Origin of the sequence: Pseudoalteromonas rhizosphaerae, assembly GCF_902498845.1 — a bacterium.
Classification (GTDB): domain Bacteria; phylum Pseudomonadota; class Gammaproteobacteria; order Enterobacterales; family Alteromonadaceae; genus Pseudoalteromonas; species Pseudoalteromonas rhizosphaerae.
Genome location: NZ_CABVLM010000008.1, coordinates 139,633 through 161,443, shown reverse-complemented (window position 1 = coordinate 161,443; position 21,811 = coordinate 139,633). Strand labels below are relative to the sequence as shown.

The following is a 21,811-nucleotide window of genomic DNA, read 5'->3' as shown; positions in this document are numbered from 1 at the left end:
GCGCAAATGCGCGGCTTTAGGAAGTACAGTTCTACCTCAGATTAAGAACCTGAACCTGAACCAGAACCAGATACTGGTACAGTATCAACTTCACACACTACTGGGATATCAAATGTAGCTGCAGTTGTGTTTGCCGCTACTGGAGTAGATGTCCACACATTAGTGTTGTAGTTAAGGTAACTAGCAGAGTAAGTGCCACCTTGCTCTAAGTTCAGGTTGAAAGTACCTTTCGAGTAAATAGTTTGCTTGAAGTTGCCATCTTTAAACAATCTGACTAGCGCAGGTGTTGCAACCGGTGGAGTACCTATTTCAAAATCTCCGGTATTGCTACACACTAGCTGTGTTGTTATTTTTTTAGTTACAATTGTTGGCGGAGCAATTGTAAGTGTTAGATCTTTATCATTTAAGTCACAGATATTGCTTACAGATAATGCCGATGCAGTGCTATCAGTGTCAGTTGACAAGCCATCTAAAACGTTAACACCATTGCGCAATACTTTAACTTTAACCGGGAAACCTGGAGGGTTGTTAAACGTTGCTGATCCATAATTACCGTTACGGCTAGTGAAAGATCTTCTATAGCCATTAATTTCAAGTAAAATAGTTGTTTCAGCTATATTAGCGTCACCATTTCTATCTAAAATATCAAATTTTACACTTGAACATTTATTGTTGTTGAAGTAATCAAGGTTCCAGTAAGATAGGTGATTTACATCTACTGATACATCAAATGTTGATGCATTACCGCTATCAGTTACTTCACCGTAGCTTTCGAATCCCCATTTACCAGCTTCTTCATCGTAACTCCAAACTGGGAAGATATCACCAACCGCAATTTTACGAGCTACAGGAGCTGCAACAGTACATACACCATTTTTGAAGCCATTTGCTTCGGCGTATGCTTTGATATCAGTAGTACCGGCAGGTAAAGTTACAGGACAAGGGTTTGAAGTCTTTTTGTCGACCTGCATTGCAACAGTGATTGAATTGCCTGCACCAAAAGATTTCACTTTATTACCAGCATCATCAACTAGCTCGATAGCAACAAAGCCACCTGAAGTAAATGAACCTTGCACTTGATCAGTACTGTTAGGATCAGAAGCTACAGATAGAGCTAAACCTCCAGGGAACGCATCTAATGACGACGAGGTTGCAGCTGCAGCTTCGCCTTCTTCATCATTACGTGTTGCTTCATTCGCAAAGTAGGCAACAGTAATTTTTGGAACTGTCGTTAACGGTTGATTATCTTTATCTAAAAATTGCGTGCCGCTTTTGATTTTAACGGTTGAACCGCCAACAGCAACACCTGCTTTGTTAATTGCTTGTGGTAATGTAATCTCTGTTTTATCGCCAGAAATTGATAACCCTGAAGCTGGGTCATACGACACAGTTGTATTTTCGCCAGTAGGTACAAGCTCAGCTAATGTTTTAGTGTCAGCAACAATCGCTACATCAGAATCTGCTAGTGTACGTGGTGTTAAACGAATTTCTTGTGCTACAACGTTATCAGTTGTTGATAACGTTAAAGTACCAGAGTTGTTTAAATATCCAGCAGCAGAAATAACATAGTCATAGCTAACACCATTAGCTGGGATAGAGTCTACTGTGTATGCAAACGAACTAGCTGTTGATGATTTGTCGGTATCAGCTAAAGCGTTGCCTGCAGCTGTTAAAAGGCCGTCTTCAGAAGAAGTAAAGCTAATCGTTGCTGTAACCGTATCAGCTAAAGCAGCACCCTTTACATCTACGATATTAACAGTAACTGAACCTGCTTGAGCTTCAATTGCTACTGGTGGTACAGCAACATCAACGGTTGGTTCAGGTGGAACTGGTGGCTTTACATAATCATTGTTGTCGTTATCGCTAAAACAGCCACTTAAAGTTGCTGTCAGACCAAGTGCAAGAGCTAGCTTGGTGAGCTTGAATTTATTATTTCCCATAATCGTTACCTTTCTTTCCTTTCTCTTTAAAGTAAACAGACTTAATTGCAGTTCTATAAATGTACCGAAGCGCGCACCAGGTCAGGCTTGCACCTATAATACAATAATTTGTTCATCAAGGATAAGCGCACATTATATATACGTCAAGTGAACATTATATATACTTTTATTAATTAAATAAGAAAATTGTTACCCTGTTATGTAATAAATCTCTTATTTAATTTTTACGGATTTAGCGCAGCTTCGTTATTAGCTTACTATGCTAAAGTAGTAGGCTGCGGTTGTAAATGTAAATAGTTGCATTTTAGGCAGTTAAACGTTGTTTTTTTCGGCTGAATTTTAATGTGAGTCAACTTCATAGCTGCGAAAAACTATCCACGTAATCGCTAAGTTTATCTAAATCAACCGCTTTGAGTCCATCATTTGAGCGTGCGACTAAACCTCTTTCCACCAGTTCCGATACTACGCGGCGATAGGCTCGCTCTGTGGTGGCAAAACGCTCAGCTTCAGCATTTACCGTTGGGTATGCGCGCAGCAGGGTGGGGTTATTATTTTCGGCACGTAATAAACAGTCTTTGGCGATATTGTAACCCAATGGCAACAATAGTTTATCTAAATTAATTTTTTGGTTTTCTTGAAACTTAGCGGCAATAGTTTGTGCTGTGTATAAACTCAGTTCTGGCTTTTCAAGTAACAGGGCACGCCAGTGCTTTAGCTCTATTAGGTTGTAGCTAACGTCACTGAAGCAGGTAACTGTATAAATGCAGGGATTATTGTTTAGCGCTTCAATTTCACCAATTAAGGTGTTGTTGCAATCAAGTTGGCCCAGCAGTAAGCGGCGGCCATTACCGACATCATAACTAAACGATACGGTGCCACTTCTGACTAACACTAATTTTGTAAGAGGTTGATCTTGGTGGATCAGTACTTCTTTTTTAGATTGTTGATAACGGCTGCCAGCAAAGGTTAGTAGCTGGTCGACGAGATAACTAGAAAAATGATATTGAAACATCAACAATGCCCTTCGGACAATTGTCCTATTTATTACATCTTAATGACGTTAGCATTAAGATTCTAAGAATTTACGCTAACTTACTAGCTTAGTTAACTCGGTTAATTAAGCTTAATACCTGATATCCCGTGTAATGATTATTAAAGTGTGCTTTTAGCAGCTTTGGGTTTTTAGTAAGTTAGCCTTTTTATACTATTGCTATATTGTGGAATAACTTTGCCTAAACTACAACATTTGCAATGCTAACCTAAAGTACCGGAGAGAACAAATGAGTTGGGAATATTTGGGGTATTTTGCCTCAGCTTTACTTATTGCCTCTTTAACTATGAGTGATGTGAGCAAACTTCGTTGGTTTAATCTTGCCGGTTGTATTGCTTTCACTGCTTACGGTATTGCGATTGCTGCATGGCCTGTGGCTATCACCAATGGTTTGCTAACCTTCGTAAATATTTATCATTTAATTAAGCTCAAACGTCAACAACAAAAACCGCAATAATAGCGTGATTTATTGCGCCTTACTCTGGTTATCAGTTTGCGCTTTTTGGTAGCGTAATTCACCGCCAATCCATGTTTGATTTACGACAATGGTAAAAATTTCTTGTACTGGCACTTTAAAATAGTCTTTGTCGATTAAAATAAAGTCAGCCCACTTTCCTTGCTCTAAACTACCTAATTTAAATTCTTGATGTGCGGCATATGCAGCACCTAACGTGAATGCTCTGAGTGCATCTTCTCTGCTCAGTACTTCGCTGACACGCCAACCATTGGCAGGTAATTGGTTATGATCTTGACGAGTGATTGCTGAATATAGACCATCAAATGGATTGGCCAGCTCAACAGGATAATCAGAGCCTGCAGCCACTACCGAGCCTTGCTTTAAAAAAGTTTGCCATGCATAAGCACCTTGTAATTGAGCCTCATCAAGACGTTGCTCTGCCATGTGCATATCAGAAGTTGCATGTACCGGCTGCATTGATGGAATTATTTTCAGTGTTTTAAACCGAGGAATATCAGCAGGGGCAACTATTTGTGCATGCTCTATGCGATTGCGTAATAAAATACCGCCGGTTTTTTTAAATACGTTTTGATAGGCATCTAACACAATATGATTTGCCTTATCGCCTATGGCGTGAGTATTAGCGCTAAAACCGTGGTTAAAGCTCAATGTGTACAGCTGCTCTAGTTTTTGTTGAGTTTCGAGCATTAAACCTTGGTGATTCTTTCTATCTGCGTAATCGGCCTGTAGTGCGGCGCCACGGCTACCTAGCGCACCATCAGCATATATTTTTACACTACGAATAGACATGAAATCGTTAAGATCTTTATAGCGACCGGCTCTGAGCATATCTTCAAGGGACGGATCTGTTGCACTTAGCATTGCAACAATACGCAGTGGGAGCGTGCCTTGCTCAGCTCTTTGCTTATAAATTTGCCATGTTTGTTTATCAATACCGGCATCGTGAGTTGAGGTTATACCTAAGCTGAGCAGATGTTGGCCAGCTTGATTTAAGGCATTATTTACGTCTTGATCAGATGGCGTTGGAATATGTGCAGTAATTAAACTTTCGGCTTTATCGACAAAAATACCGCTAGGTTGACCTGCTTGGTTGCGAATAATTTCACCACCTGCGGGTGACTGTACTGAGGGTGTTAATTTGGCTAACTCCATCGCTTTGCTATTAACCCAAATCGCGTGGCTATCGACACGAGAAAGCACCACCGGAACATCTTTGACAACTTTATCTAAGTCAGCAGCAGTAGGAAATTGCTTATTAGGCCACAGTTCTTGATTCCAACCGCGGCCAATAATCCAGCCCTGGTTATTGGCCGCAAATACAGCGAGCTTTTTTTGTATTTCAGCAATTGACGTACTGCCACGTAAATCGAGTTGCGCTAAATTATTACCAAGTCCTATCACATGACCGTGGGCGTCAATTAAACCAGGTAATAAGGTTTGTTGCTCGGCATCAAATATTGCAGCATTAGGGAAACTCGCTTTTAGTTTATCGTCTCCTACTTTTACTACTTTGCCATCTTTAATAACCAGTGTAGAAAATTGCTGTAATTGGCCACTGTAAGTTGGAGTGTAACCATTAGCATTGTAGATCACCGTGGTATCAGCTAGCACAGGTAAAGATAAAGTGATTAAACAGGCGAGTAAGCATCTCATTGTTAGAATTCTTTTTCTGCTTTTGTTAGTTAAACAGTAACAGAGAATACTGAGTCTGCAAATTAAATATAATAAATTATTTATCGTTGTGCATTTCAACTATGCTGATGAATTAGCTATTCATTTATTTGCATATAGAGTAAATTCAGACAGTGATAATCTACCATCTTTATCGCTGTCATAGTTTTTAAAACGAGACCACAGGGCAGGATCTTTTGCTGACTCTGAACGCGTGATAAGACCGTCTTTATCGCGGTCTAAGTTTTTGAATTGTTCTGCTATATTATCAGTTGTTGCAAAACTGCAACAGCTACTGACAAATAACAAACTTAGTCCCAGTTGTGTACAAAATTTCATTGGGGAAACTCGTTAATCTAGATTATTAGTTAAAAAACGCTTAAATTCAGATAGGGAAATTTTATTGTCTTGGTTTTTGTCCCAACGTTTAAAGTTACTCAACAATTGTGGTTGTGGTTCAAGCTCATTATGCGTTAAATAGCCATCTTTATTGCTATCTAAATGATCAAAACGTTGCTTTACATCCAGTGCCATTGCGCTAAAACTGGTGGCTAGCGACACACTTAATATTATTAATATGCTTTTCATTATTTACATCCTACCAACAAAAAGAATAAAGCATTTGCCATAATTTAAATCCCAACATTAAATCCGTTTACACATTCCCTCCGGGATTATGGCAAATACTTTAAAGCCTTTTAAAATTTAAACTTTGCGAACTCTTGCTCAGATAATTGCTCGTCGTTATTATCATCAAGATCAGTAAACTGCTTTAATAGCGTGTTGTTTTGCTTGGCTTCAAGCAATGAAATTTGTCCGTCAGAGTCGGTATCTAATTGCGCAAACTTAACGTTTAATTGTGATGCTAAAACAGTGGCGCTAATGACTAAAAACATCAGTGAAAAAGCGGCGATAAGTTGTTTCATAGCAGTGTTTCCTTAGGGGAATTTATTGCAAAAATTGTTTAAACTCAGCAAATGAAATTTGACCATTTTGATCTTTGTCAATTTGCTCAAAACTTTCGTGTAATACCGCATCTTCAGATGCTTCTGCTTCACTCAATGTGCCATTATTGTCTTTATCAAGTTCTGCGAAGGTGGCCTCGACATCAATGGCAAAGCTGTTAAAGCTAAGCAGTAGGCTGATGCATAAGCACAGCGGTGTTAATATTTTCATATTATTTCCTTATAAACAGTCGTTGATACGGATATTACAAGAACGATGCCAATTGTTTTTATTGTATAAATATCAATGGTTTAATGTTTTGGCATGATAATAAGTGGGAAAAAATGACCGGGCAGTGTGTCTTTTTTGCAACAACTTTTAACGGGTATTCATTAAGTTTTTAAAAAACAGTTGGTTAAGTTGTTTCAATTTAGCGTCAGTCGCTTTATATAGCGCTACACAGTTCGCCTTATTCATTATTCTTATTGATTCAGCTAGTGTATAAGTAACACCTTCCATAATCAGACTTTTAACTAAAGGAGTGGCGATAGTGGCCTCATTCGCTAAAAAGTACAGTGCATTACTTAGTTGGCGACCCAATTTAATAGGCCAGTTTTTGTTTAGTACTTTGTTATCGCTGCTGCCATTATCACTGGTAGTGATTGTATTTTTAAATGCGCTGAATAAACAGCTAGCAGTAACTCAACAAATCGTCAGTGAAAATTATCAAATTACCAAGTCATTTAATAATCTTAAGCAAGACCTCAATAGCTTAGAGCGTGCAACGCGACAAAACTGGGTGCTGAAAAGCGAATCACTCGATGAATTGATTGTTGATAAGTGGCAATCATCACTACAAAGCATTGATGAACTAACTTTTATAAGTTCTACGGGGGAGTATATTAAGCAATGGCAGCAACTCGCACAGGTATTGCAATTAGCGCATACTCAACTCGTTACTGAAGGACAACAAGATGCGCAATTGTTTATTCCTGTGAGTGAATTAATTGCGCGTCAAACGGTGTGGCTAAGAGATCAAAATGAGCTGCAAATAACTAAAAATCAGCAACAGTTAAAAGCTTTGCAAAGCTCATTTATCAATTGGTTAATAGCACTTATCCCATTAACTTTACTAGTAGGTGGTGGTTTTTTATGGCGTATAAGTGGTCGCTTAAAAGGATTAACGTCGGTTATTGATAAGCTTGGGCAAGGTCATTGGCAACAAAAAATAGCTGTACAAGGCTCTGCTGAGTTGGTTGAACTAGGAAATAAATTACAATGGGTGCAAGAGCAGTTGCATCAATTAGAGCAACAAAAAGATACTTTTTTACGTCATGTTACCCATGAATTGAAAACTCCATTAGCGTCAATGGTTGAGGGAACTGACTTACTTGCCGATGAAATCGTTGGGCCAATTAACAAAGAGCAGCAAGCGGTGTTGGCGTTAATTACTCAGAGCATGGTGCGTTTGCGCGCTATGATCGATAGTTTACTTAGTTACAATGCGATTCGCAGCAGCAAAGAAGACTTAAGTGAGCTGGAATTCTCGCAATTAATAACCAAGATAAACAGCCATTTTGAACATCGTTTAGTGGCGCGTAAGCAAAGCTTATGTTGGCATTGTGAGTTACCCGAGCAACCACTGGAAATTGCTGCAGAGCTTGTTGAAATGATCTTAATTCAGTTGATCTCTAATGGCTTAAAGTTTTCACCAGCAGGACAGGCGGTCAATATTGCTCTGTCATTAGCTGGTCGTACTTTGACTATGAGTGTGAGCGATCAAGGCACCGGTATTAAAGAGCAAGAGAAATCACATATATTCAGTGCCTTTTATCAAGGTAAGAATGCTAAAGATGTAACCGCTCAAGGTAGTGGCTTAGGGCTTACCATTGTAAAAGAGTCTGTTGAGCAATTGATGGGTACTTTACACGTTGAGCATAATGAACCACAAGGCTGTCGTTTTATAATTCAAATCCCAATCATCCCTCCAACCAATAAAAACCAAGGAGTTAATTAGCATGGGCGTGCGTTTAAATGCCATTTTAGTGGTTTGCATTACAACCTTAGGGCTCGCAGGGTGTGAGTTAACTGAGCAGCCAGTAAATAAAAGCAACCCTGAAGCTGAACAAGCGGGTAAGGTGACTACACCACAAGGGGATAGTTTACCGAATCCGAAACCTAGGCCGAAAACCGATCCTATGTATGCACCTGCCGAAACGGTCATTGGTTGGCATGCAAAGTCGTGCGGTGGTTTTCAAGTGGCAGCGAGTAAAACGGTTTATATTGGTGCTAAAGAGCTTCAGAATTATTTTGATTTTAGTTGTAAAAATAATGTATTAGCACCGGAAAAAGTATTAACGCAGCTGCTAAAACTGGATCAAGCTTATTATTGGCCAGATGATATAAAACAGTATTTATGGCTGCAAAAACAACAAATAAAACAGCAGATCAACGCTAAAGAACAGCAGCAAGCGCTGAATAATAAAATGCAAGAAACCCTGTCATCACTGGCAGCCATCGAGCAGCAACTATTACTACGCGAAGAAACTAAGGAGCAGTAATTATGTCAACAGAGCAAAACCAAGGCGCGCGAATTTTACTGGTCGATGATGATGCAAGTTTATTAAAACTATTGGCTATTCGCATAGAATCTAAAGGCTATCAAGTGACTACCTGCGAAAGCGGTATCGCTGCGCTACAGTTATTAAAAAATAATGTGTTTGATGCTGTGGTTACAGACTTACGCATGGATGAAATGGATGGTATGGCATTACACCGTCAGTTACAAAATCGCTACCCAGCGCTGCCAGTGTTGATGATGACAGCTCATGGGTCTATTCCTGATGCTGTTGAAGCGACGAAGCAAGGTATTTTTGCCTTTATTACTAAACCGGTAGATAAAGATGAGTTATTTGATAGTTTAGCAAAAGCGATTGAAATTCATGGTCTCAGTGCCGATGAAAGCGCATCAAACAGCAATATCGTGACCCGCAGTGGTGCTATGCTGCATTTACTTGAGCAAGTTAAATTACTAGGTCCGACTCAGGTCAATGTGCTGATCTCGGGGGCCAGTGGTACAGGTAAAGAGCTACTAGCTAATGCTATTCATCAACATAGCCATGTTAGTAAAGGTCCGTTTGTCGCAATAAACTGTGGTGCGGTACCGGGTGAATTACTCGAATCAGAACTATTCGGTCACAAAAAAGGGGCTTTTACGGGCGCGATTAAAGACCACCAAGGGTTATTTCAGCAAGCGCAAGGCGGTACTTTATTTTTAGATGAAATCGGTGATATGCCACTTAATTTACAAGTTAAGTTACTGCGCGTATTACAAGAAAAAACTATTCGCCCTGTGGGCTTTGAAGAAGAAATTCCAATTGATGTGCGGATTGTATCAGCAACTCATAAAAACTTGCCTGATGCGATTGCTAATCAGCAATTTCGCGAAGATTTATACTATCGCTTAAATGTTGTGAATCTTAAATTACCACCACTGTGTGAGCGCAGAGAAGACGTTAGTTTATTAGCGCAGTATTTTAGCGCTACCATTGCTAAACGTATGGATCAAAAAGAAAAGCGTTTTGCCAATGATGCAATGCATGCATTAGTACGTCACGATTGGCCGGGTAATATTCGCCAGTTACAAAATGTAGTAGAGCAGGTTGTCGCACTTACCCCAGGTGAAGTAATATCAGCACAGCTGGTTGAAAGTGCGCTTAATAGTAATACCAACAATGTTGAGCCGCTTTCACTTAACGATGCTAAAAAAGAATTTGAGCGTGATTATGTGATTAATGCTTTAAAGATGGCTGGCGGTAACGTGGCTGAAGGGGCAAAACTAGCTAAGCGAAATCGCTCAGATTTTTATAAGTTGATCAAAAAACACAACATTGACGTTGATACTATTTGTTAGGAGAGAAAATGCAGTTATTTATGGTGTATTTAGGTGGGCGTATTCAGGGCTGCCATATTGAAATGCATGATGTTCGTTTTGTTGTTGGGGAATTGATTGAACAAACTTACTCAAAATTAAAAGCGCAGTGGGTCGGTGATAAAAGTAGCGTGCACATGGACAGCTATATGGCGGTAAATCACATTGATGGCTTTGCAGTAACCGTGGTTGATGAACCCGTGGCCCAATCGCAGCAGTTATACTTTGTAAATTTAGGAGCGTATCGTGCTGATAGCTTAGCTGAGCAGCATGACTTTGCGTTATATGTAGCTAGTAGTAGCGACGAAGCTAAACAAAGAGCAAAAGAGGATTTACTAGCAGGTTTAAGTCATATTCATAAAGATGACTTACATGATGTAGATGATTGCTTTGCAATTGACTTGCTCGACAGTCAATTACATATCAAGCTAACCCCGAGCGAGCAATCTCAAGCGATTAAGCCCGATTGGTTTGGTTACCATATATTATAAATAATCAAGAGAGTGTGTGGTACAAGCGTTAGCCGTTATCACTTTGTTCTGCACGCTCTTTGTCTTCACTGTTACTGGCAATTTTAAAAGCGATAATCACTAAGCCAAACATAGCAAAAGGTAACGCAGCAAGCATATACTCGGTAACATTGCTATCTTGGAAGCTGGCTTGTAGTAAAAAATGCCCAGCAATACACAGTAAAATAACAATAAGTAAGATCGGTAATAAAATAAGTTCTTTTTTAGCAGAATGAGTTTTCATTATTAGGCAGTACTTTTACAAGGTGCGCCATTGTAATGAGCAAACCGCTTTTAGGTCAAACAACTAGGCTGATAAATTACTTTTGATTGCGTTATGTCATGTTTTTCAGTATCAGAGTTAGGTTCGCTACTGTTTAACTCATCACTATCTTCATAGCTGTATAAATCAAAAATAAAATCAATTTCTTCACGTTTCAGTATCGCTTGCATATTGCCTCCTATCTTATCAACTTAGTTAAGTAGTAAGCATATGTCTGCGCGACTGAATTGTAAGTGAACATTAACCGTACAAAATGTGTATAAATGTAATCCTTAATTATTATTAATAGGCAGTCGAACGGTAAAAGTCACACCATCAGCTTGTTGATTATTAGCCGCGCTAACTGTGCCTTTATGGTATTCACACACTAAACGTACTATATAAAGCCCTAAACCCAAGTGTGGTTGCTGCTGCAGTTGTTGACTACGTACCGACACCATTGAATCAAAAATATGCTCTGTTAATCCCTCGGGTAAAAGTGGACCTAGATTACTGACACATAACAGGGCTTCATTATCATGTTGATCAAGGCTGACACTTATAGCGCTATCTTCAACACTAAACTCTAAGGCATTATTGATTAGTTTATCTAGCAACTGAGCAATAAACTCAGGCGCGCCGCTAAGTAGTAATGGTTGCGGACAAATATTAAGGCTAAATTGTTGCTGTGCATAGGTTAGCTGGTAGCCTTGCATACAGCCATTGATCACATTTCGCAAATCAAATGGTTCAGCTTCAGCGCTTTGAATACTTTGCTCAAGGCGAGTTGCTTCGCTCATGGTGGTGATTATTTTACCTAAACGCTCGACCCCTTCACTGGCACGATCAAGGTATTTTTGGCTCAGCTCACTTTGTGGCTGCATTTGTAAGTTTTCAAGGGAACTACGTACGACCGCAACGGGTGTTCTGAGTTCGTGAGATAATCGCGACGACATGGTTTCTAAATAGTTAGTGTAACCACCTAAGCGACTTACAATATTTGCAAAACTGCGAGATAAATCGCCAATTTCATCGTTTGAATCGCTGTAATTAATAGTGCCAGTTACTCGCCCTTGAGCATCAATGGCTTGCTCTGCGGTATCTCTTAAGCGACGAATACGACTGGAGATCCTTGATGCAAAAAAGAATAACGTTACTGTGCCTATTAGCATCACTGCTAAAATCACATTAAATAGTTTCTCTAACGATTTGTTGCGTAATGTGCGAACACCATTGGTAGTCTCTTCGGCCACTACAGCACCAATGACCTTATCTTGGATCCAAATAGGATATGCGGCTGATAAAATAACCGCTTTGTTATCTGGAGTGAGTCGCCAAGACGATGCTGGTGTGCCACTGAGTGCTTTACCTATATGTGTGCCTTGCATTGCTGCGACATCGTGCAATGTATCTAAAAATTCATTTTCAGGGCGGGTAAGTACTTTATAGTAAAGTGGATGTAAGTAGTTTTTCTCAAATCGTTGCCACCAGGTTTTTGCTGGCTGGTCATTAAGTCCATCAGCCCAAACGCCGTCGGCATGATGAATTGATCCCGACTGCGCTAACACGCGGTGATGATTATCAACCACCCAAATTCGGCTGCCGCTGTGACCCATACCTTTTAATATACGATTTATTTCAGGGGAGGGCACCAGCACTGAGCCAATATCATTGGGGTTTTGTAAGTTTGAAGTCGACATAGTCTGTGGCTCAGGCTTGCCTTGATCCCAATCTTCAATTGCAAAGCCGAGCTTATTGCCAAGCATCGTTAGCGGAAACCGCAACTCTATGTTGTAGCCAGTCTCTGTACTGACAAAATAGCCTTGAATTTTTGTTATTGGGGTTTTGCTTTGTGCGTCAAATGCGTTGATCCAGCCATCTTGGCGAGCGGCAACAATATAGTGCTTAAATTCCCCTTGTGGGGTTTTTAACATGATCTGTAAGTGATCATTACGGGTTAAACTTAGGGTGTTTTTAGCGCGATAAACCACCGAGTCATCGGTAACTTTAAATACTGCATATAAAAAGTTTTCATATTTGCCAACCATATGCTCAAACGATAAGTCTTTAAGCTGATGATCGGGTTTATTGGTTTGTAAATAGCGCTCATCGTAATGCCAAAAAAGACTTTGATAAGGCTGCCAGTCCGACAGTTTGCCATCAAGTTGAATGGGGTTGCTAAGGTTATAGGCGTAAAGATCACGGCCTTTTATAACCTGATCTAAAAAATTGGTTTGCGAGTCAAATAATGCTGGGCGCTCATGCAGGGCCGTGGCGAGTGCTCGGGTAGTGCCGACTAAGGTTTTTTCTTGACCTTGGCGCAGAAATTTTTCCATTTCCCACACGTATTCATAGCCAAGCCAAGGCAGTAAAAATAAAAAACACGACAGCAATATAAATTTACTGCGCAAACCAAAGCGCAGCATTACACTTGCTCCCAGCGATAACCCATACCGTACACGGTATCTATACAATCAAAGTCAGTATCTAAAGCGATAAATTTTTTGCGAATACGTTTAACATGAGAAGTGATAGTGCTGTCATCAACGTAAATCTTTGCATCACTCATTAGTTCGTTACGGCTTTTTACATGCCCAGGGCGCTGTGCCAGTGAATGCAGCATCCAAAATTCAGTTACGGTTAAATCGACTATTTGCTGCTGCCAAAATACTTGCATGCGTTTAGTATCAAGCGTGAGCGGGCCGCGATTGAGTAAAGCATTTTGATCAGCGGGTTGCTCGAGTGCTTCCATACGTCGAAACAGTGCACCAATACGAGCCGCCAAATGCGCCATGCTGATATCTTTAGTGAGATAGTCATCAGCGCCCATGCGTAGGCCACACACTGTATCTATTTCGCTGTCGCGGGCGGTTAAAAAAATAATCGGCAAGGTTTTAGAAAGCGAACGCAGAGTTTGGCATAGTAAGAAACCGCCATCAATTTCATGACCTAAACCAATATCGACAATCGCTAAGTCTGGTAGTGCGTCATTAAAAGCATGCTCTGCACTTTGACGGTTGCTATAGCCGCTGACCAGATAACCCTGCGCGCTGAGCATTTCCATGTAATTTTCGCGGATCGCGGGTTCGTCTTCAATAATTGCAATCTTCTTCATTTACAGCACCTTCTTATATTCTAGTTGCACTATACCTAATTTTTTTGCTTTCGCACTGGCGAAAAAGCAATTGCCATTTTTTTGCCACAATTGCTCAGCAGTTTGCCTTTTTTGCTCCCCTTTGTTGCCACTTGAGCTTGCTTTAATAGCGTTATACCAAATCGGGCAGCTACCAACCCATGAGTTGCCAACTATTAAGTAATTAAGCAAAAAAGGATTACACCATGAAAAAAATGATTATCGCTTGTACTGTCGCGACTATTTTTGCAGCACCTAACTTAGCCCACGCTGACACAGTTGCAGTTAAAGCAAAAGAAACTCATAAAGAAACGGTGATAGGTTTAAGTACGGGGGCAATTGTTGGCGGTATTGTTGGCGGCCCAATTGGTGCCTTTGTTGGTGCATTTGCCGGAGGCTTGATTGGCGAGCAAGAAGTGGCAGAAGATAAAATTGCCGAGCAACAACGTGCGTTAGTTGTGCTGCAAGATAAAACCGATGATTACCAGCATGTACTTGCTCAAAATGCGCAAATGAGTGAGCAGCTCGATAAGCTTGAGAGTAATAACGAACGACTTGCATTAGCAAAAATGCACAACCTAATGGCAATGACCATTCAATTTAAAACCGGTTCAAGTGAGATTGCCCCGCACTTTGCCAGCCAACTTGATCAACTAGTGAATTTACTACAAAGCCAGCCAGACTTGCAGTTGGATTTAAATGGCTTTGCCGATCAACGTGGTGATGAGCTCGCTAACTTAGTGCTTTCAAAACAGCGAGTCGCAAATGTACAAAGCTACTTAATAAAGCAAGGTATAAGCCATACCCGCTTAACGACTACCGCATTTGGTGAGCAACAAACTGTGGCAGATAGCGATAATTATGAAGAAAACATGTTTGACCGCCGTGTAACGTTAACAACTCGTCCAAGCACGCAGCCGTATAACCAAACCGCGAGTAACTAATCGCCATTTTGCCAAGTAGCCGCCAAGGGAGTGATTTTTATGTTGAGTAAACCAAGCAAAGTGCTGACCCGTAGCCATTTATGGTTACGAGGAAGCCTTTTTACCTTCATCGCGTTTGTTAGTTGTGCGAGTAACGCCAGCACATCGCCAGAACTAACTATGTTCGACAGCAATGGTGCAAAGGCAGCGCCTGGCGTTATCTTAAAAAGTGATGCCACCATGACAGTCACCGGATTGATAAACCATGTCGTGGTAACTCAACATTATCGCAATGAAAACCCGTTTGCTGTTAATGCACGCTATGTCTTTCCGCTGCCCGATGAAAGTGCGGTTCATGCTATGACTATGCACATTGGTGAGCGAGTGATCAAAGGTGAAATTGATAAAAAAGCACAAGCCGAGCTGCGTTTTCAACAGGCGCAACAAGCGGGTAAACAAGCCGCTTTAGTGCGCCAGCAGCGTGCAAACATGTTTGTCACTAATGTGGCAAACATAGGCCCTGGCGAAGAAGTGCAAATAGAGCTGCAATACCAAGAAGTGATTGATTATCGCAGTGGTACATTTGCACTACGATTTCCAACCACGATAACGCCGCGTTACCATCCGATTAATGGGGTATTAAATGAAACAGCAGAGGATATGATTGACTCGCAGAGTAATGAGTTATCATCAGCGAGTATTGCTGCCACCGGTTGGATAGCACCGATTTACATGGCCACTAAAAATGCAGGCTCGGTTCAAGGCGAGTTTAAGCTAACGGTTAATATTGATGTTGGCCTAGAGCTGGTGGATATTCAGTCTAAATATCATCGTATTAATACTGAAAATCTGGCATTTGGTCAGTATCAAGTTACTTTAAATGAACAACGTGCCGTGAATCGTGATTTTTTACTGGAGTTTAAACCGCTGCAAAAAGAGCAAGCGCAAGCCGCATTTTTTACTGAGCAGCTCAGTAATGGTGAACGTTATGGATTATTAATGTTGCTGCCGCCGGATGATCATTTTACGCAGACTCAGCGTCTAGCAAGAGAAATGATTTTTGTAGTCGACACTTCCGGCTCTATGCACGGACAGTCAATGGAGCAAGCCAAAAGTGCACTTCATTATGCGTTATCGTTACTTGATAGTAACGACAGCTTTAATATTGTCGGCTTTGACGATCAAATTATGCCTATGAGCGATAAACCTGTGCCGGCTAATGATTTTAATTTACGCCGTGCTGAGCGCTTTGTATATAATTTACAAGCTGATGGCGGCACTGATATTAAAGGGGCATTAGATGGTGTACTAGATGCTCGTGAGCATCTAGGGTATGTGCGTCAAGTGGTATTTTTAACCGATGGCAGTGTCAGTAATGAAGATGCATTGTTTAACCATATTAGTGCGCAACTAGGTGATAGTCGTTTGTTTACGATTGGTATCGGTAGTGCGCCTAATAGTTACTTTATGCGTCGAGCTGCAGATGTTGGACGCGGAACGTTTACTTATATTGGCAGCAGTAGTGACGTGCAACCAAAAATGCAGCAACTATTTGATAAGTTAGCTCATCCTGCAATTACTCAACTTGCGCTTAGCAGTGATTTGGCAAATCAAGCTCTTGAATATTGGCCATCGCCGTTACCCGACCTGTATTTTTCAGAGCCGGTGATGGTTGCTATAAAGCTTGATAATAATGCCGGCGTTACTTTAGCGGGGAAAACGGCGCAAGGACCGTTGTCGATAAAGTTAAATACACAACAAGGGCGACCGGCTCATGGAATTGCAAGGTTGTGGGCACGGCAAAAAATTAAATCATTATTACTTTATAACGAGCAAGAGCAGGTTAAAGCACAGGTTGAGAGTCTAGCGCTTGAACATCAATTACTTAGTCCGTTTACCGCCTTTGTAGCGATTGAACAGACACCATCGAGCACTGTTGCTGAGCAGAATGTGCAAGTGGCTAATCAACGACCTCAGGGTCTAGCAATGAGTTTGCCACAAACTGATGGGCAAAGCAGATTACATATTTTACTCGGTTGCATGCTGTTGGCTGGATTTGCAGTGTCGAGACTGAAAAAATGAAAGCAGTGATTGGCGCTATATTGTTGATTGTTGGCTTGGCGTTGCTTGGTCATGGTAGTTATATGCAAGCTAAAGCGTGGCTGGCACAACGCCTTATAGAGCAGGCTTGGCAAGTGGCACTGACAACGCCAGAGCAACAAGTTAACCCCTGGTTCTATGCTGATAGTTATGTAACTGCACAACTGAATTGGCCAAGCCAAAAGCAAACCTTAACAATATTAGCAGGAGCCAGTGGCCGTAACTTAGCGTTTGCCCCGAGTCACTTTTTAGCTAGTGCAGAGCTAGGCTCTGAGCAAGCAGGCGTGTTAATTGCTGGACATAATGACACTCACTTTGCTTTCTTACAAAAAGTGAATGTGGGTGAGCAATTTAGCTTACAAACGCAAAATGGCCAAATTGATCGCTATCGAGTGCGTGGGATTGCGGTTATTCATCAGTCCCAGTACGATTTTTTAGCGCATAAAGGCTTGTATTTATTAACCTGTTATCCGTTTGACTCTTTAGCCTCCGGGACTGAATTACGATTATTAGTCTCTGCCGATAAATTGCCATCACCTGCATCGGTGTTATCTATGTCTACTACCAATTCTTGATGACGCTGACTTATCATTACACCTACAAATACCACGCCAATGCTGAGCCATTGGCTAAGAGAGAGCACTTCTCCCAAGATAATTGCTGATAATATTAGGGTGAAAATCGGTATTAAATTTGAATAGGCAGCGGCAGTGAGCACCGACACCTTACTAATTGCGTAATTATACAAACCATAGCCGCCTAAGGTGACGCAAGAGCCTAAATATAAAATACTTAATAATGCGCCAAGGTCGTGTTGATTTTCACTGGGTAAATCAATAAACAGTAAAAATGGCGCAAAGAACAGACTACCGCTAAAACCTTGCAGTGCAATTAAGGTTAATGGTGAGTAGCGAGCAACTAAATGTTTAACTGAAATAGTATAAAATGCAGCGCAGACCATTGCCATTAACTCCAAAAAGTTACCCAGCAATGGATTGGGAGCCTGCTCTGAGCTTGGTGACATTAAAGTTAATAAGATACTGCCGCCAATACAAAAAGTGAAACCAATAACAATGGCCTTACTGATGTACTCTTTGAGCATAAAAAACGCTAAAAGTGCTACGATAATCGGTAAGCACGATACAATAACCCCCGCTTGAGAAGCTGAAGTATATTCCATTGCATGGCCTTCAAATAAAAAATACAAACAGGGCTCAGCCAGCGACATCCCCACCAGATATTTCCAGTCACCTTGATGATATTTAAAGCGAATAACGTAACGCCATAAGCACAATGCCATGACTAAGGTGGTTAACATGCGTAAAAAAATCACCAGTGCAGGGTCATAAATGGCGATCGCGTATTTTAGCGCGATAAAAGAACTGCCCCATAAAAAGGTGGCGATTATTAAACATAAACTGGCTGGCATGAAGGTCGCTTTAAAGTGAATTAAAACACGATCCTAGCACGTCAGCACCGTGATTGAATATTTTTAACTTGTTCAAAAATCGATAACTGGTATAAATAAATCCTTCAATATTTTTGTGTAGTAAAAAGCATGCAAAGGGCACAGGTAATAGTGGTTAAGCTGGGAACGAGTGTACTCACTGGTGGAACCGATAAACTCGACAAAGCACACATGGTTGAATTAGTTCGCCAATGTTGTGAATTAAAAAAGCAAGGTCATCAAGTTGTGCTGGTATCAAGTGGCGCGGTGGCTGCTGGCCGAGAGCAACTATTAAAACCCTGCGGTCGTTCTTTGATTGATAAACAGATGCTTGCCGCGATTGGTCAAGGTCAGCTTATCCACATTTGGCAAAGCTTATTTGCTTTATATGGCGTGAATGTAGGGCAAATGCTACTGACTCGCGCTGACGTTGATGACCGAGAACGCTACCTCAATGCCCGCGATACTTTAACTGCATTATTAAGTTATGACGTGGTGCCAATCATTAATGAAAATGATGCGGTCGCAACTGCTGAAATTAAAGTAGGTGATAACGACAACCTCTCAGCACTGGTCGCTATATTAGCTAATGCCGACAAATTATTATTACTAACCGACCAAGAAGGTTTATTTACCAGTGATCCACGTACTGATGTTAATGCGCAATTAATTGACGAAGTGGCACATATTGATGATGAGTTACGCCAGCTTGCTGGTGGCAGTGGAACTAGTCTAGGCACGGGTGGTATGGCAACGAAATTGCAAGCCGCTGATATCGCTCGTCGAGCCGGGGTGGAAGTGATTATAGCCAAAGGCGCTGGTAAAAATGTGATCCTTAATTGTATGAGCGAACAGTTACCAGGCACACGCTTTGTAAAGCTAACAGCGCCAAGAGATGGCCGTAAAAAATGGCTGTTAGCTGGACCTAAAAGTAGTGGCCAAATAGTGATTGATGATGGCGCAGTAAATGCTTTACAGCAACAAGGCGCTAGTTTATTAGCCAAAGGCGTACGCGGTGTGCACGGGCAGTTTGAACGTGGCGATTTGATTGATTTAGTCACCAGCGATCAACAATTAGTGGCCCGTGGATTAGTACGTTTTAGTAAAGCTGAAACCGATACTATTAAAGGTTGTCATTCAAGTGAAATAGCTAAGTTACTAGCTTTTGATTGCGGTAGTGAAGTGATCCATCGAGATGATTTGGTGTTGTTTTAGATTATCAAGCTACTACATTGTAAAACATTAAAGTCATCCCTTGAGGATATAAATGAATAGTTTAATAATACAGCAAGACTCAAGCTTTTATTCTTTGATGCCGGCCTTTTCACTGCGGTATTGAGTTTTGCTTTATATTTTTAAAATAACGTGGATTGCTTTACCTTTTAGGAGATGGATTCGCGTTCTTTGATGCTATTTTAGCTTTATATTCTGTGCTAAAATCTGTGCCCTTAAATTGTTGTAAACAGGGCCCAGTTGATGAAATTAGTTCGTTGGTTATTAGGTAGTTTGATCTTATTTTTTGATTTTGTTTTTACACCACGTAGTAAAAAACGTCCTGCGGGAGAGCAAGCTCAGCTTGATCAACTCACTGCACAATTTAAACTATATCAATTCAAAGCTTGCCCATTCTGCGTAAAAGTGCGCCGTGCAATTAAACGCGAAGGGTTAAAAGTTGAAACGCGCGACGCGAAAAGTAATGAACAGTATCGTCAAGAATTGCTCGAACAAGGCGGAAAAATAAAAGTACCGTGTCTACGTATCGAAAAAGATAACCAAGTCACTTGGTTATATGAATCAAACGATATCATTGCTTACTTAAATAAAGCTGCAGCTTAATATTCATTTTTCAAGCGCATTTGCTGTGTTAGCATTTAGCGCATATTTTATTGCCCATAGAAAGAGAACATAACCATGACAATTCGTACACGTGTTGCGCCGTCACCAACCGGTGACCCGCATCTTGGTACCGCTTATATCGCCTTATTTAATTACTGTTTTGCTAAGCAGCAAGGTGGCGAATTTGTACTTCGTATTGAAGACACAGACCAAGTACGTAGCACTTCAGAATCAGAACAAGCGATTATGGATAGTCTTCGTTGGTTAGGGCTTGAATGGGATCATGGTCCTGATGTCGGTGGTGAGTTTGGTCCTTATCGTCAATCAGAGCGTAGCGATTTATATAAAAAATATGCGTATCAGTTAGTTGATGATGGCAAAGCATTTTATTGTTTTGCAACTAGCGAAGAGCTGGACCAAATGCGTGAAGAGCAAATGGCTGAAGGCCTGCGTCCTAAATACGATGGCCGTGGTTTAAACCTTACGGATGACGAAATTAAAGCCAACTTAGCTGCCGGTAAGCCTTACGTTATACGTATGAATATTCCAAGCGAAGGTACCTTTAAATTTAACGATTACTTACGTGGTGAAATTGAGATCCCGTGGGAAAACGTTGATATGCAAGTGTTACTTAAAGCCGATGGTTTCCCAACTTACTTTTTAGCTAACGTGGTTGATGACCACCATATGGAAATTAGCCATATTTTCCGTGGTGAGGAGTGGATCAACTCTGCGCCTAAGCTGCTAAAATTATATGAAGATTTTGGTTGGCAAGCGCCGGTGCTTGGTCACTTACCACTATTACGTAATCCAGATAAGTCAAAGCTATCTAAGCGTAAAAATCCAACTTCTATTAATTACTATAAAGAAATGGGTTACTTACCTGAAGCGGTACTTAACTACCTTGGACGCATGGGCTGGTCAATGCCGGATGAGCGTGAAAAGTTCACGCTTGCTGAAATGATTGAACATTTTGATATGAAGCGTGTATCACTCGGTGGCCCAGTATTTGACGTTGATAAACTAAGCTGGTTAAACGGCATGTGGATCCGCGAAAACTTCAGCAACGAAGAGCTGATCCAACGCTTTGTAGATTGGAAGTTTAATGGGGCAATGCTTGCTAAAGTATTACCCGAGGCGAAAGCCCGCATTAATACCCTATCAGATATGGTTGATTTAGCCGGTCATTTTGTCGGTGGTATTCCAACTTACGACCCTGCGTTACTGACCGCTGGTAAAGCCGATGAAGATGTAATTCGCCAAGCTTTACAGTTTTTTATCTGGGAGCTTGAGGGCTTACGAAGCTGGGAAAAATCAGCAATATTTGCTATAGCTAAAGCGGTGTCTACTTTCCATGAGCTGAAGATTAAAGACTTTTTAGAGCCGATATTTGTCGCTATTACTGGCAAAACGTCATCAACATCAGTGCTTGATGCAATGGAAATATTAGGCTCAGATCTATCGCGCGCACGTTTACGTGTAGCACTTGCGCATTTAGGTATCTCTAAAAAGCAAGCGAAGAATATTGAGCGTGCGTATCGAGAGTATCCTGCTGCATAGGTAAAGTAATCTAGCTAAGCTTGAT

At 41.0% G+C, this 21,811-nt stretch carries 23 protein-coding genes; 11 read left to right on the top strand and 12 right to left on the bottom strand.

What is annotated here, in order from left to right:
* Nucleotides 1-41 precede the first annotated feature (41 nt).
* Both PSR9079_RS13895 and PSR9079_RS13890 read right to left on the bottom strand, forming a co-directional pair.
* Complete coding sequence (locus tag PSR9079_RS13895; protein ID WP_149982109.1) at nt 42-1,940, bottom strand: hypothetical protein; 1,899 nt, start codon at nt 1,938-1,940, stop codon at nt 42-44.
* Between the two features lie 355 nt (nt 1,941-2,295).
* The gene (locus tag PSR9079_RS13890) at nt 2,296-2,952 is read right to left on the bottom strand and encodes a Crp/Fnr family transcriptional regulator (protein ID WP_145235393.1); all 657 of its coding nucleotides are present in this window, start codon (nt 2,950-2,952) and stop codon (nt 2,296-2,298) included.
* Between the two features lie 268 nt (nt 2,953-3,220).
* Here PSR9079_RS13890 and PSR9079_RS13885 point away from each other — a divergent pair, with 268 nt between their 5' ends.
* A complete protein-coding gene (locus PSR9079_RS13885) occupies nt 3,221-3,448 on the top strand; it encodes a YgjV family protein (RefSeq protein WP_145235395.1) in 228 nt (75 codons plus the stop codon).
* A 9-nt stretch (nt 3,449-3,457) separates the two neighbouring features.
* Here the strand turns inward: PSR9079_RS13885 and PSR9079_RS13880 are convergent, their stop codons facing one another.
* The 5 genes from PSR9079_RS13880 to PSR9079_RS13860 form a co-directional block, all read right to left on the bottom strand.
* Nucleotides 3,458-5,122, bottom strand: a complete 1,665-nt coding sequence (locus PSR9079_RS13880) for an amidohydrolase (RefSeq protein ID WP_149982108.1) — start codon at nt 5,120-5,122, stop codon at nt 3,458-3,460.
* 120 nt (nt 5,123-5,242) lie between these two features.
* Nucleotides 5,243-5,479, bottom strand: coding sequence for an EF-hand domain-containing protein (locus PSR9079_RS13875; RefSeq protein WP_149982107.1), 237 nt, complete (start codon nt 5,477-5,479; stop codon nt 5,243-5,245).
* A gap of 12 nt (nt 5,480-5,491) precedes the next feature.
* Nucleotides 5,492-5,728: an EF-hand domain-containing protein gene (locus PSR9079_RS13870; RefSeq protein WP_149982106.1), complete on the bottom strand. Its 237-nt coding sequence runs from the start codon at nt 5,726-5,728 to the stop codon at nt 5,492-5,494.
* Nucleotides 5,729-5,838: 110 nt separating this feature from the next.
* A complete protein-coding gene (locus PSR9079_RS13865; RefSeq protein ID WP_145235404.1) occupies nt 5,839-6,066 on the bottom strand; it encodes a hypothetical protein in 228 nt (75 codons plus the stop codon).
* Between the two features lie 22 nt (nt 6,067-6,088).
* Nucleotides 6,089-6,316 carry an EF-hand domain-containing protein gene (locus PSR9079_RS13860; RefSeq protein ID WP_149982105.1) on the bottom strand — a complete coding sequence of 76 codons (228 nt, stop codon included), beginning with the start codon at nt 6,314-6,316 and terminating at the stop codon, nt 6,089-6,091.
* 316 nt (nt 6,317-6,632) lie between these two features.
* Here PSR9079_RS13860 and PSR9079_RS13855 point away from each other — a divergent pair, with 316 nt between their 5' ends.
* The 4 genes from PSR9079_RS13855 to PSR9079_RS13840 are packed head-to-tail and all read left to right on the top strand — an operon-like array spanning nt 6,633 to nt 10,507.
* Nucleotides 6,633-8,102 (top strand): sensor histidine kinase, encoded by a 1,470-nt coding sequence (locus PSR9079_RS13855; protein WP_145235537.1) that lies wholly within the window; start codon nt 6,633-6,635, stop codon nt 8,100-8,102.
* A gap of 1 nt (nt 8,103) precedes the next feature.
* The gene (locus PSR9079_RS13850) at nt 8,104-8,646 is read left to right on the top strand and encodes a hypothetical protein (protein ID WP_149982104.1); all 543 of its coding nucleotides are present in this window, start codon (nt 8,104-8,106) and stop codon (nt 8,644-8,646) included.
* A gap of 2 nt (nt 8,647-8,648) precedes the next feature.
* The gene (locus PSR9079_RS13845; RefSeq protein WP_149982103.1) at nt 8,649-9,998 is read left to right on the top strand and encodes a sigma 54-interacting transcriptional regulator; all 1,350 of its coding nucleotides are present in this window, start codon (nt 8,649-8,651) and stop codon (nt 9,996-9,998) included.
* Nucleotides 9,999-10,006: 8 nt separating this feature from the next.
* On the top strand, nt 10,007-10,507 hold the full coding sequence (locus PSR9079_RS13840) for a DUF1543 domain-containing protein (RefSeq protein ID WP_149982102.1): 501 nt from the start codon (nt 10,007-10,009) through the stop codon (nt 10,505-10,507).
* A gap of 28 nt (nt 10,508-10,535) precedes the next feature.
* Here PSR9079_RS13840 and PSR9079_RS13835 read toward each other — a convergent pair whose 3' ends face one another.
* The 4 genes from PSR9079_RS13835 to pdsR form a co-directional block, all read right to left on the bottom strand.
* Nucleotides 10,536-10,769, bottom strand: a complete 234-nt coding sequence (locus PSR9079_RS13835) for a hypothetical protein (protein WP_145235415.1) — start codon at nt 10,767-10,769, stop codon at nt 10,536-10,538.
* Nucleotides 10,770-10,819: 50 nt separating this feature from the next.
* A complete protein-coding gene (locus tag PSR9079_RS23670; protein ID WP_179959192.1) occupies nt 10,820-10,978 on the bottom strand; it encodes a hypothetical protein in 159 nt (52 codons plus the stop codon).
* A 102-nt stretch (nt 10,979-11,080) separates the two neighbouring features.
* Nucleotides 11,081-13,213 carry a proteobacterial dedicated sortase system histidine kinase gene (gene pdsS / locus PSR9079_RS13830; RefSeq protein ID WP_149982101.1) on the bottom strand — a complete coding sequence of 711 codons (2,133 nt, stop codon included), beginning with the start codon at nt 13,211-13,213 and terminating at the stop codon, nt 11,081-11,083.
* Nucleotides 13,213-13,902 carry a proteobacterial dedicated sortase system response regulator gene (gene pdsR / locus PSR9079_RS13825; RefSeq protein WP_145235419.1) on the bottom strand — a complete coding sequence of 230 codons (690 nt, stop codon included), beginning with the start codon at nt 13,900-13,902 and terminating at the stop codon, nt 13,213-13,215. The genes pdsS and pdsR overlap by 1 nt, the downstream gene beginning before the upstream one ends.
* Before the next feature lie 224 nt (nt 13,903-14,126).
* On the opposite strand from pdsR, the gene pdsO reads away from it, so the two are divergent.
* The 3 genes from pdsO to PSR9079_RS13810 are packed head-to-tail and all read left to right on the top strand — an operon-like array spanning nt 14,127 to nt 17,518.
* Entirely contained in the window at nt 14,127-14,864 is a 738-nt protein-coding gene (pdsO, locus tag PSR9079_RS13820; RefSeq protein WP_149982100.1) for a sortase-associated OmpA-like protein PdsO, read from the top strand.
* Between the two features lie 39 nt (nt 14,865-14,903).
* A complete protein-coding gene (locus PSR9079_RS13815; RefSeq protein ID WP_149982099.1) occupies nt 14,904-16,925 on the top strand; it encodes a marine proteobacterial sortase target protein in 2,022 nt (673 codons plus the stop codon).
* Complete coding sequence (locus tag PSR9079_RS13810; protein ID WP_149982098.1) at nt 16,922-17,518, top strand: class GN sortase; 597 nt, start codon at nt 16,922-16,924, stop codon at nt 17,516-17,518. Before PSR9079_RS13815 ends, PSR9079_RS13810 begins: the two co-directional genes overlap by 4 nt.
* Here the strand turns inward: PSR9079_RS13810 and PSR9079_RS13805 are convergent.
* The gene (locus tag PSR9079_RS13805; protein WP_145235428.1) at nt 17,410-18,372 is read right to left on the bottom strand and encodes a DMT family transporter; all 963 of its coding nucleotides are present in this window, start codon (nt 18,370-18,372) and stop codon (nt 17,410-17,412) included. The two genes, PSR9079_RS13810 and PSR9079_RS13805, sit on opposite strands and share 109 nt — an antisense overlap.
* Nucleotides 18,373-18,501: 129 nt before the next feature.
* Between PSR9079_RS13805 and proB the strand changes: the two genes are divergently transcribed.
* From proB to gltX, 3 genes are all read left to right on the top strand, one after another.
* Nucleotides 18,502-19,605 carry a glutamate 5-kinase gene (proB, locus tag PSR9079_RS13800; RefSeq protein ID WP_149982097.1) on the top strand — a complete coding sequence of 368 codons (1,104 nt, stop codon included), beginning with the start codon at nt 18,502-18,504 and terminating at the stop codon, nt 19,603-19,605.
* A gap of 261 nt (nt 19,606-19,866) precedes the next feature.
* Nucleotides 19,867-20,226, top strand: a complete 360-nt coding sequence (locus PSR9079_RS13795) for a glutaredoxin family protein (protein WP_145235432.1) — start codon at nt 19,867-19,869, stop codon at nt 20,224-20,226.
* Nucleotides 20,227-20,301: 75 nt separating this feature from the next.
* Nucleotides 20,302-21,786: a glutamate--tRNA ligase gene (gene gltX, locus PSR9079_RS13790; protein WP_149982096.1), complete on the top strand. Its 1,485-nt coding sequence runs from the start codon at nt 20,302-20,304 to the stop codon at nt 21,784-21,786.
* Nucleotides 21,787-21,811 lie beyond the last annotated feature (25 nt).

What these genes read in the sequence shown, in the direction of transcription:
- PSR9079_RS13895 (WP_149982109.1), bottom strand. Translation starts at nt 1,940, where the DNA reads ATGGGAAATAATAAATTCAAGCTCACCAAGCTAGCTCTTGCACTTGGT.
- PSR9079_RS13890 (WP_145235393.1), bottom strand. Translation starts at nt 2,952, where the DNA reads ATGTTTCAATATCATTTTTCTAGTTATCTCGTCGACCAGCTACTAACC.
- PSR9079_RS13885 (WP_145235395.1), top strand. Translation starts at nt 3,221, where the DNA reads ATGAGTTGGGAATATTTGGGGTATTTTGCCTCAGCTTTACTTATTGCC.
- PSR9079_RS13880 (WP_149982108.1), bottom strand. Translation starts at nt 5,122, where the DNA reads ATGAGATGCTTACTCGCCTGTTTAATCACTTTATCTTTACCTGTGCTA.
- PSR9079_RS13875 (WP_149982107.1), bottom strand. Translation starts at nt 5,479, where the DNA reads ATGAAATTTTGTACACAACTGGGACTAAGTTTGTTATTTGTCAGTAGC.
- PSR9079_RS13870 (WP_149982106.1), bottom strand. Translation starts at nt 5,728, where the DNA reads ATGAAAAGCATATTAATAATATTAAGTGTGTCGCTAGCCACCAGTTTT.
- PSR9079_RS13865 (WP_145235404.1), bottom strand. Translation starts at nt 6,066, where the DNA reads ATGAAACAACTTATCGCCGCTTTTTCACTGATGTTTTTAGTCATTAGC.
- PSR9079_RS13860 (WP_149982105.1), bottom strand. Translation starts at nt 6,316, where the DNA reads ATGAAAATATTAACACCGCTGTGCTTATGCATCAGCCTACTGCTTAGC.
- PSR9079_RS13850 (WP_149982104.1), top strand. Translation starts at nt 8,104, where the DNA reads ATGGGCGTGCGTTTAAATGCCATTTTAGTGGTTTGCATTACAACCTTA.
- PSR9079_RS13845 (WP_149982103.1), top strand. Translation starts at nt 8,649, where the DNA reads ATGTCAACAGAGCAAAACCAAGGCGCGCGAATTTTACTGGTCGATGAT.
- PSR9079_RS13840 (WP_149982102.1), top strand. Translation starts at nt 10,007, where the DNA reads ATGCAGTTATTTATGGTGTATTTAGGTGGGCGTATTCAGGGCTGCCAT.
- PSR9079_RS13835 (WP_145235415.1), bottom strand. Translation starts at nt 10,769, where the DNA reads ATGAAAACTCATTCTGCTAAAAAAGAACTTATTTTATTACCGATCTTA.
- PSR9079_RS23670 (WP_179959192.1), bottom strand. Translation starts at nt 10,978, where the DNA reads ATGCAAGCGATACTGAAACGTGAAGAAATTGATTTTATTTTTGATTTA.
- pdsS (WP_149982101.1), bottom strand. Translation starts at nt 13,213, where the DNA reads ATGCTGCGCTTTGGTTTGCGCAGTAAATTTATATTGCTGTCGTGTTTT.
- pdsR (WP_145235419.1), bottom strand. Translation starts at nt 13,902, where the DNA reads ATGAAGAAGATTGCAATTATTGAAGACGAACCCGCGATCCGCGAAAAT.
- pdsO (WP_149982100.1), top strand. Translation starts at nt 14,127, where the DNA reads ATGAAAAAAATGATTATCGCTTGTACTGTCGCGACTATTTTTGCAGCA.
- PSR9079_RS13815 (WP_149982099.1), top strand. Translation starts at nt 14,904, where the DNA reads ATGTTGAGTAAACCAAGCAAAGTGCTGACCCGTAGCCATTTATGGTTA.
- PSR9079_RS13810 (WP_149982098.1), top strand. Translation starts at nt 16,922, where the DNA reads ATGAAAGCAGTGATTGGCGCTATATTGTTGATTGTTGGCTTGGCGTTG.
- PSR9079_RS13805 (WP_145235428.1), bottom strand. Translation starts at nt 18,372, where the DNA reads ATGCCAGCCAGTTTATGTTTAATAATCGCCACCTTTTTATGGGGCAGT.
- proB (WP_149982097.1), top strand. Translation starts at nt 18,502, where the DNA reads ATGCAAAGGGCACAGGTAATAGTGGTTAAGCTGGGAACGAGTGTACTC.
- PSR9079_RS13795 (WP_145235432.1), top strand. Translation starts at nt 19,867, where the DNA reads ATGAAATTAGTTCGTTGGTTATTAGGTAGTTTGATCTTATTTTTTGAT.
- gltX (WP_149982096.1), top strand. Translation starts at nt 20,302, where the DNA reads ATGACAATTCGTACACGTGTTGCGCCGTCACCAACCGGTGACCCGCAT.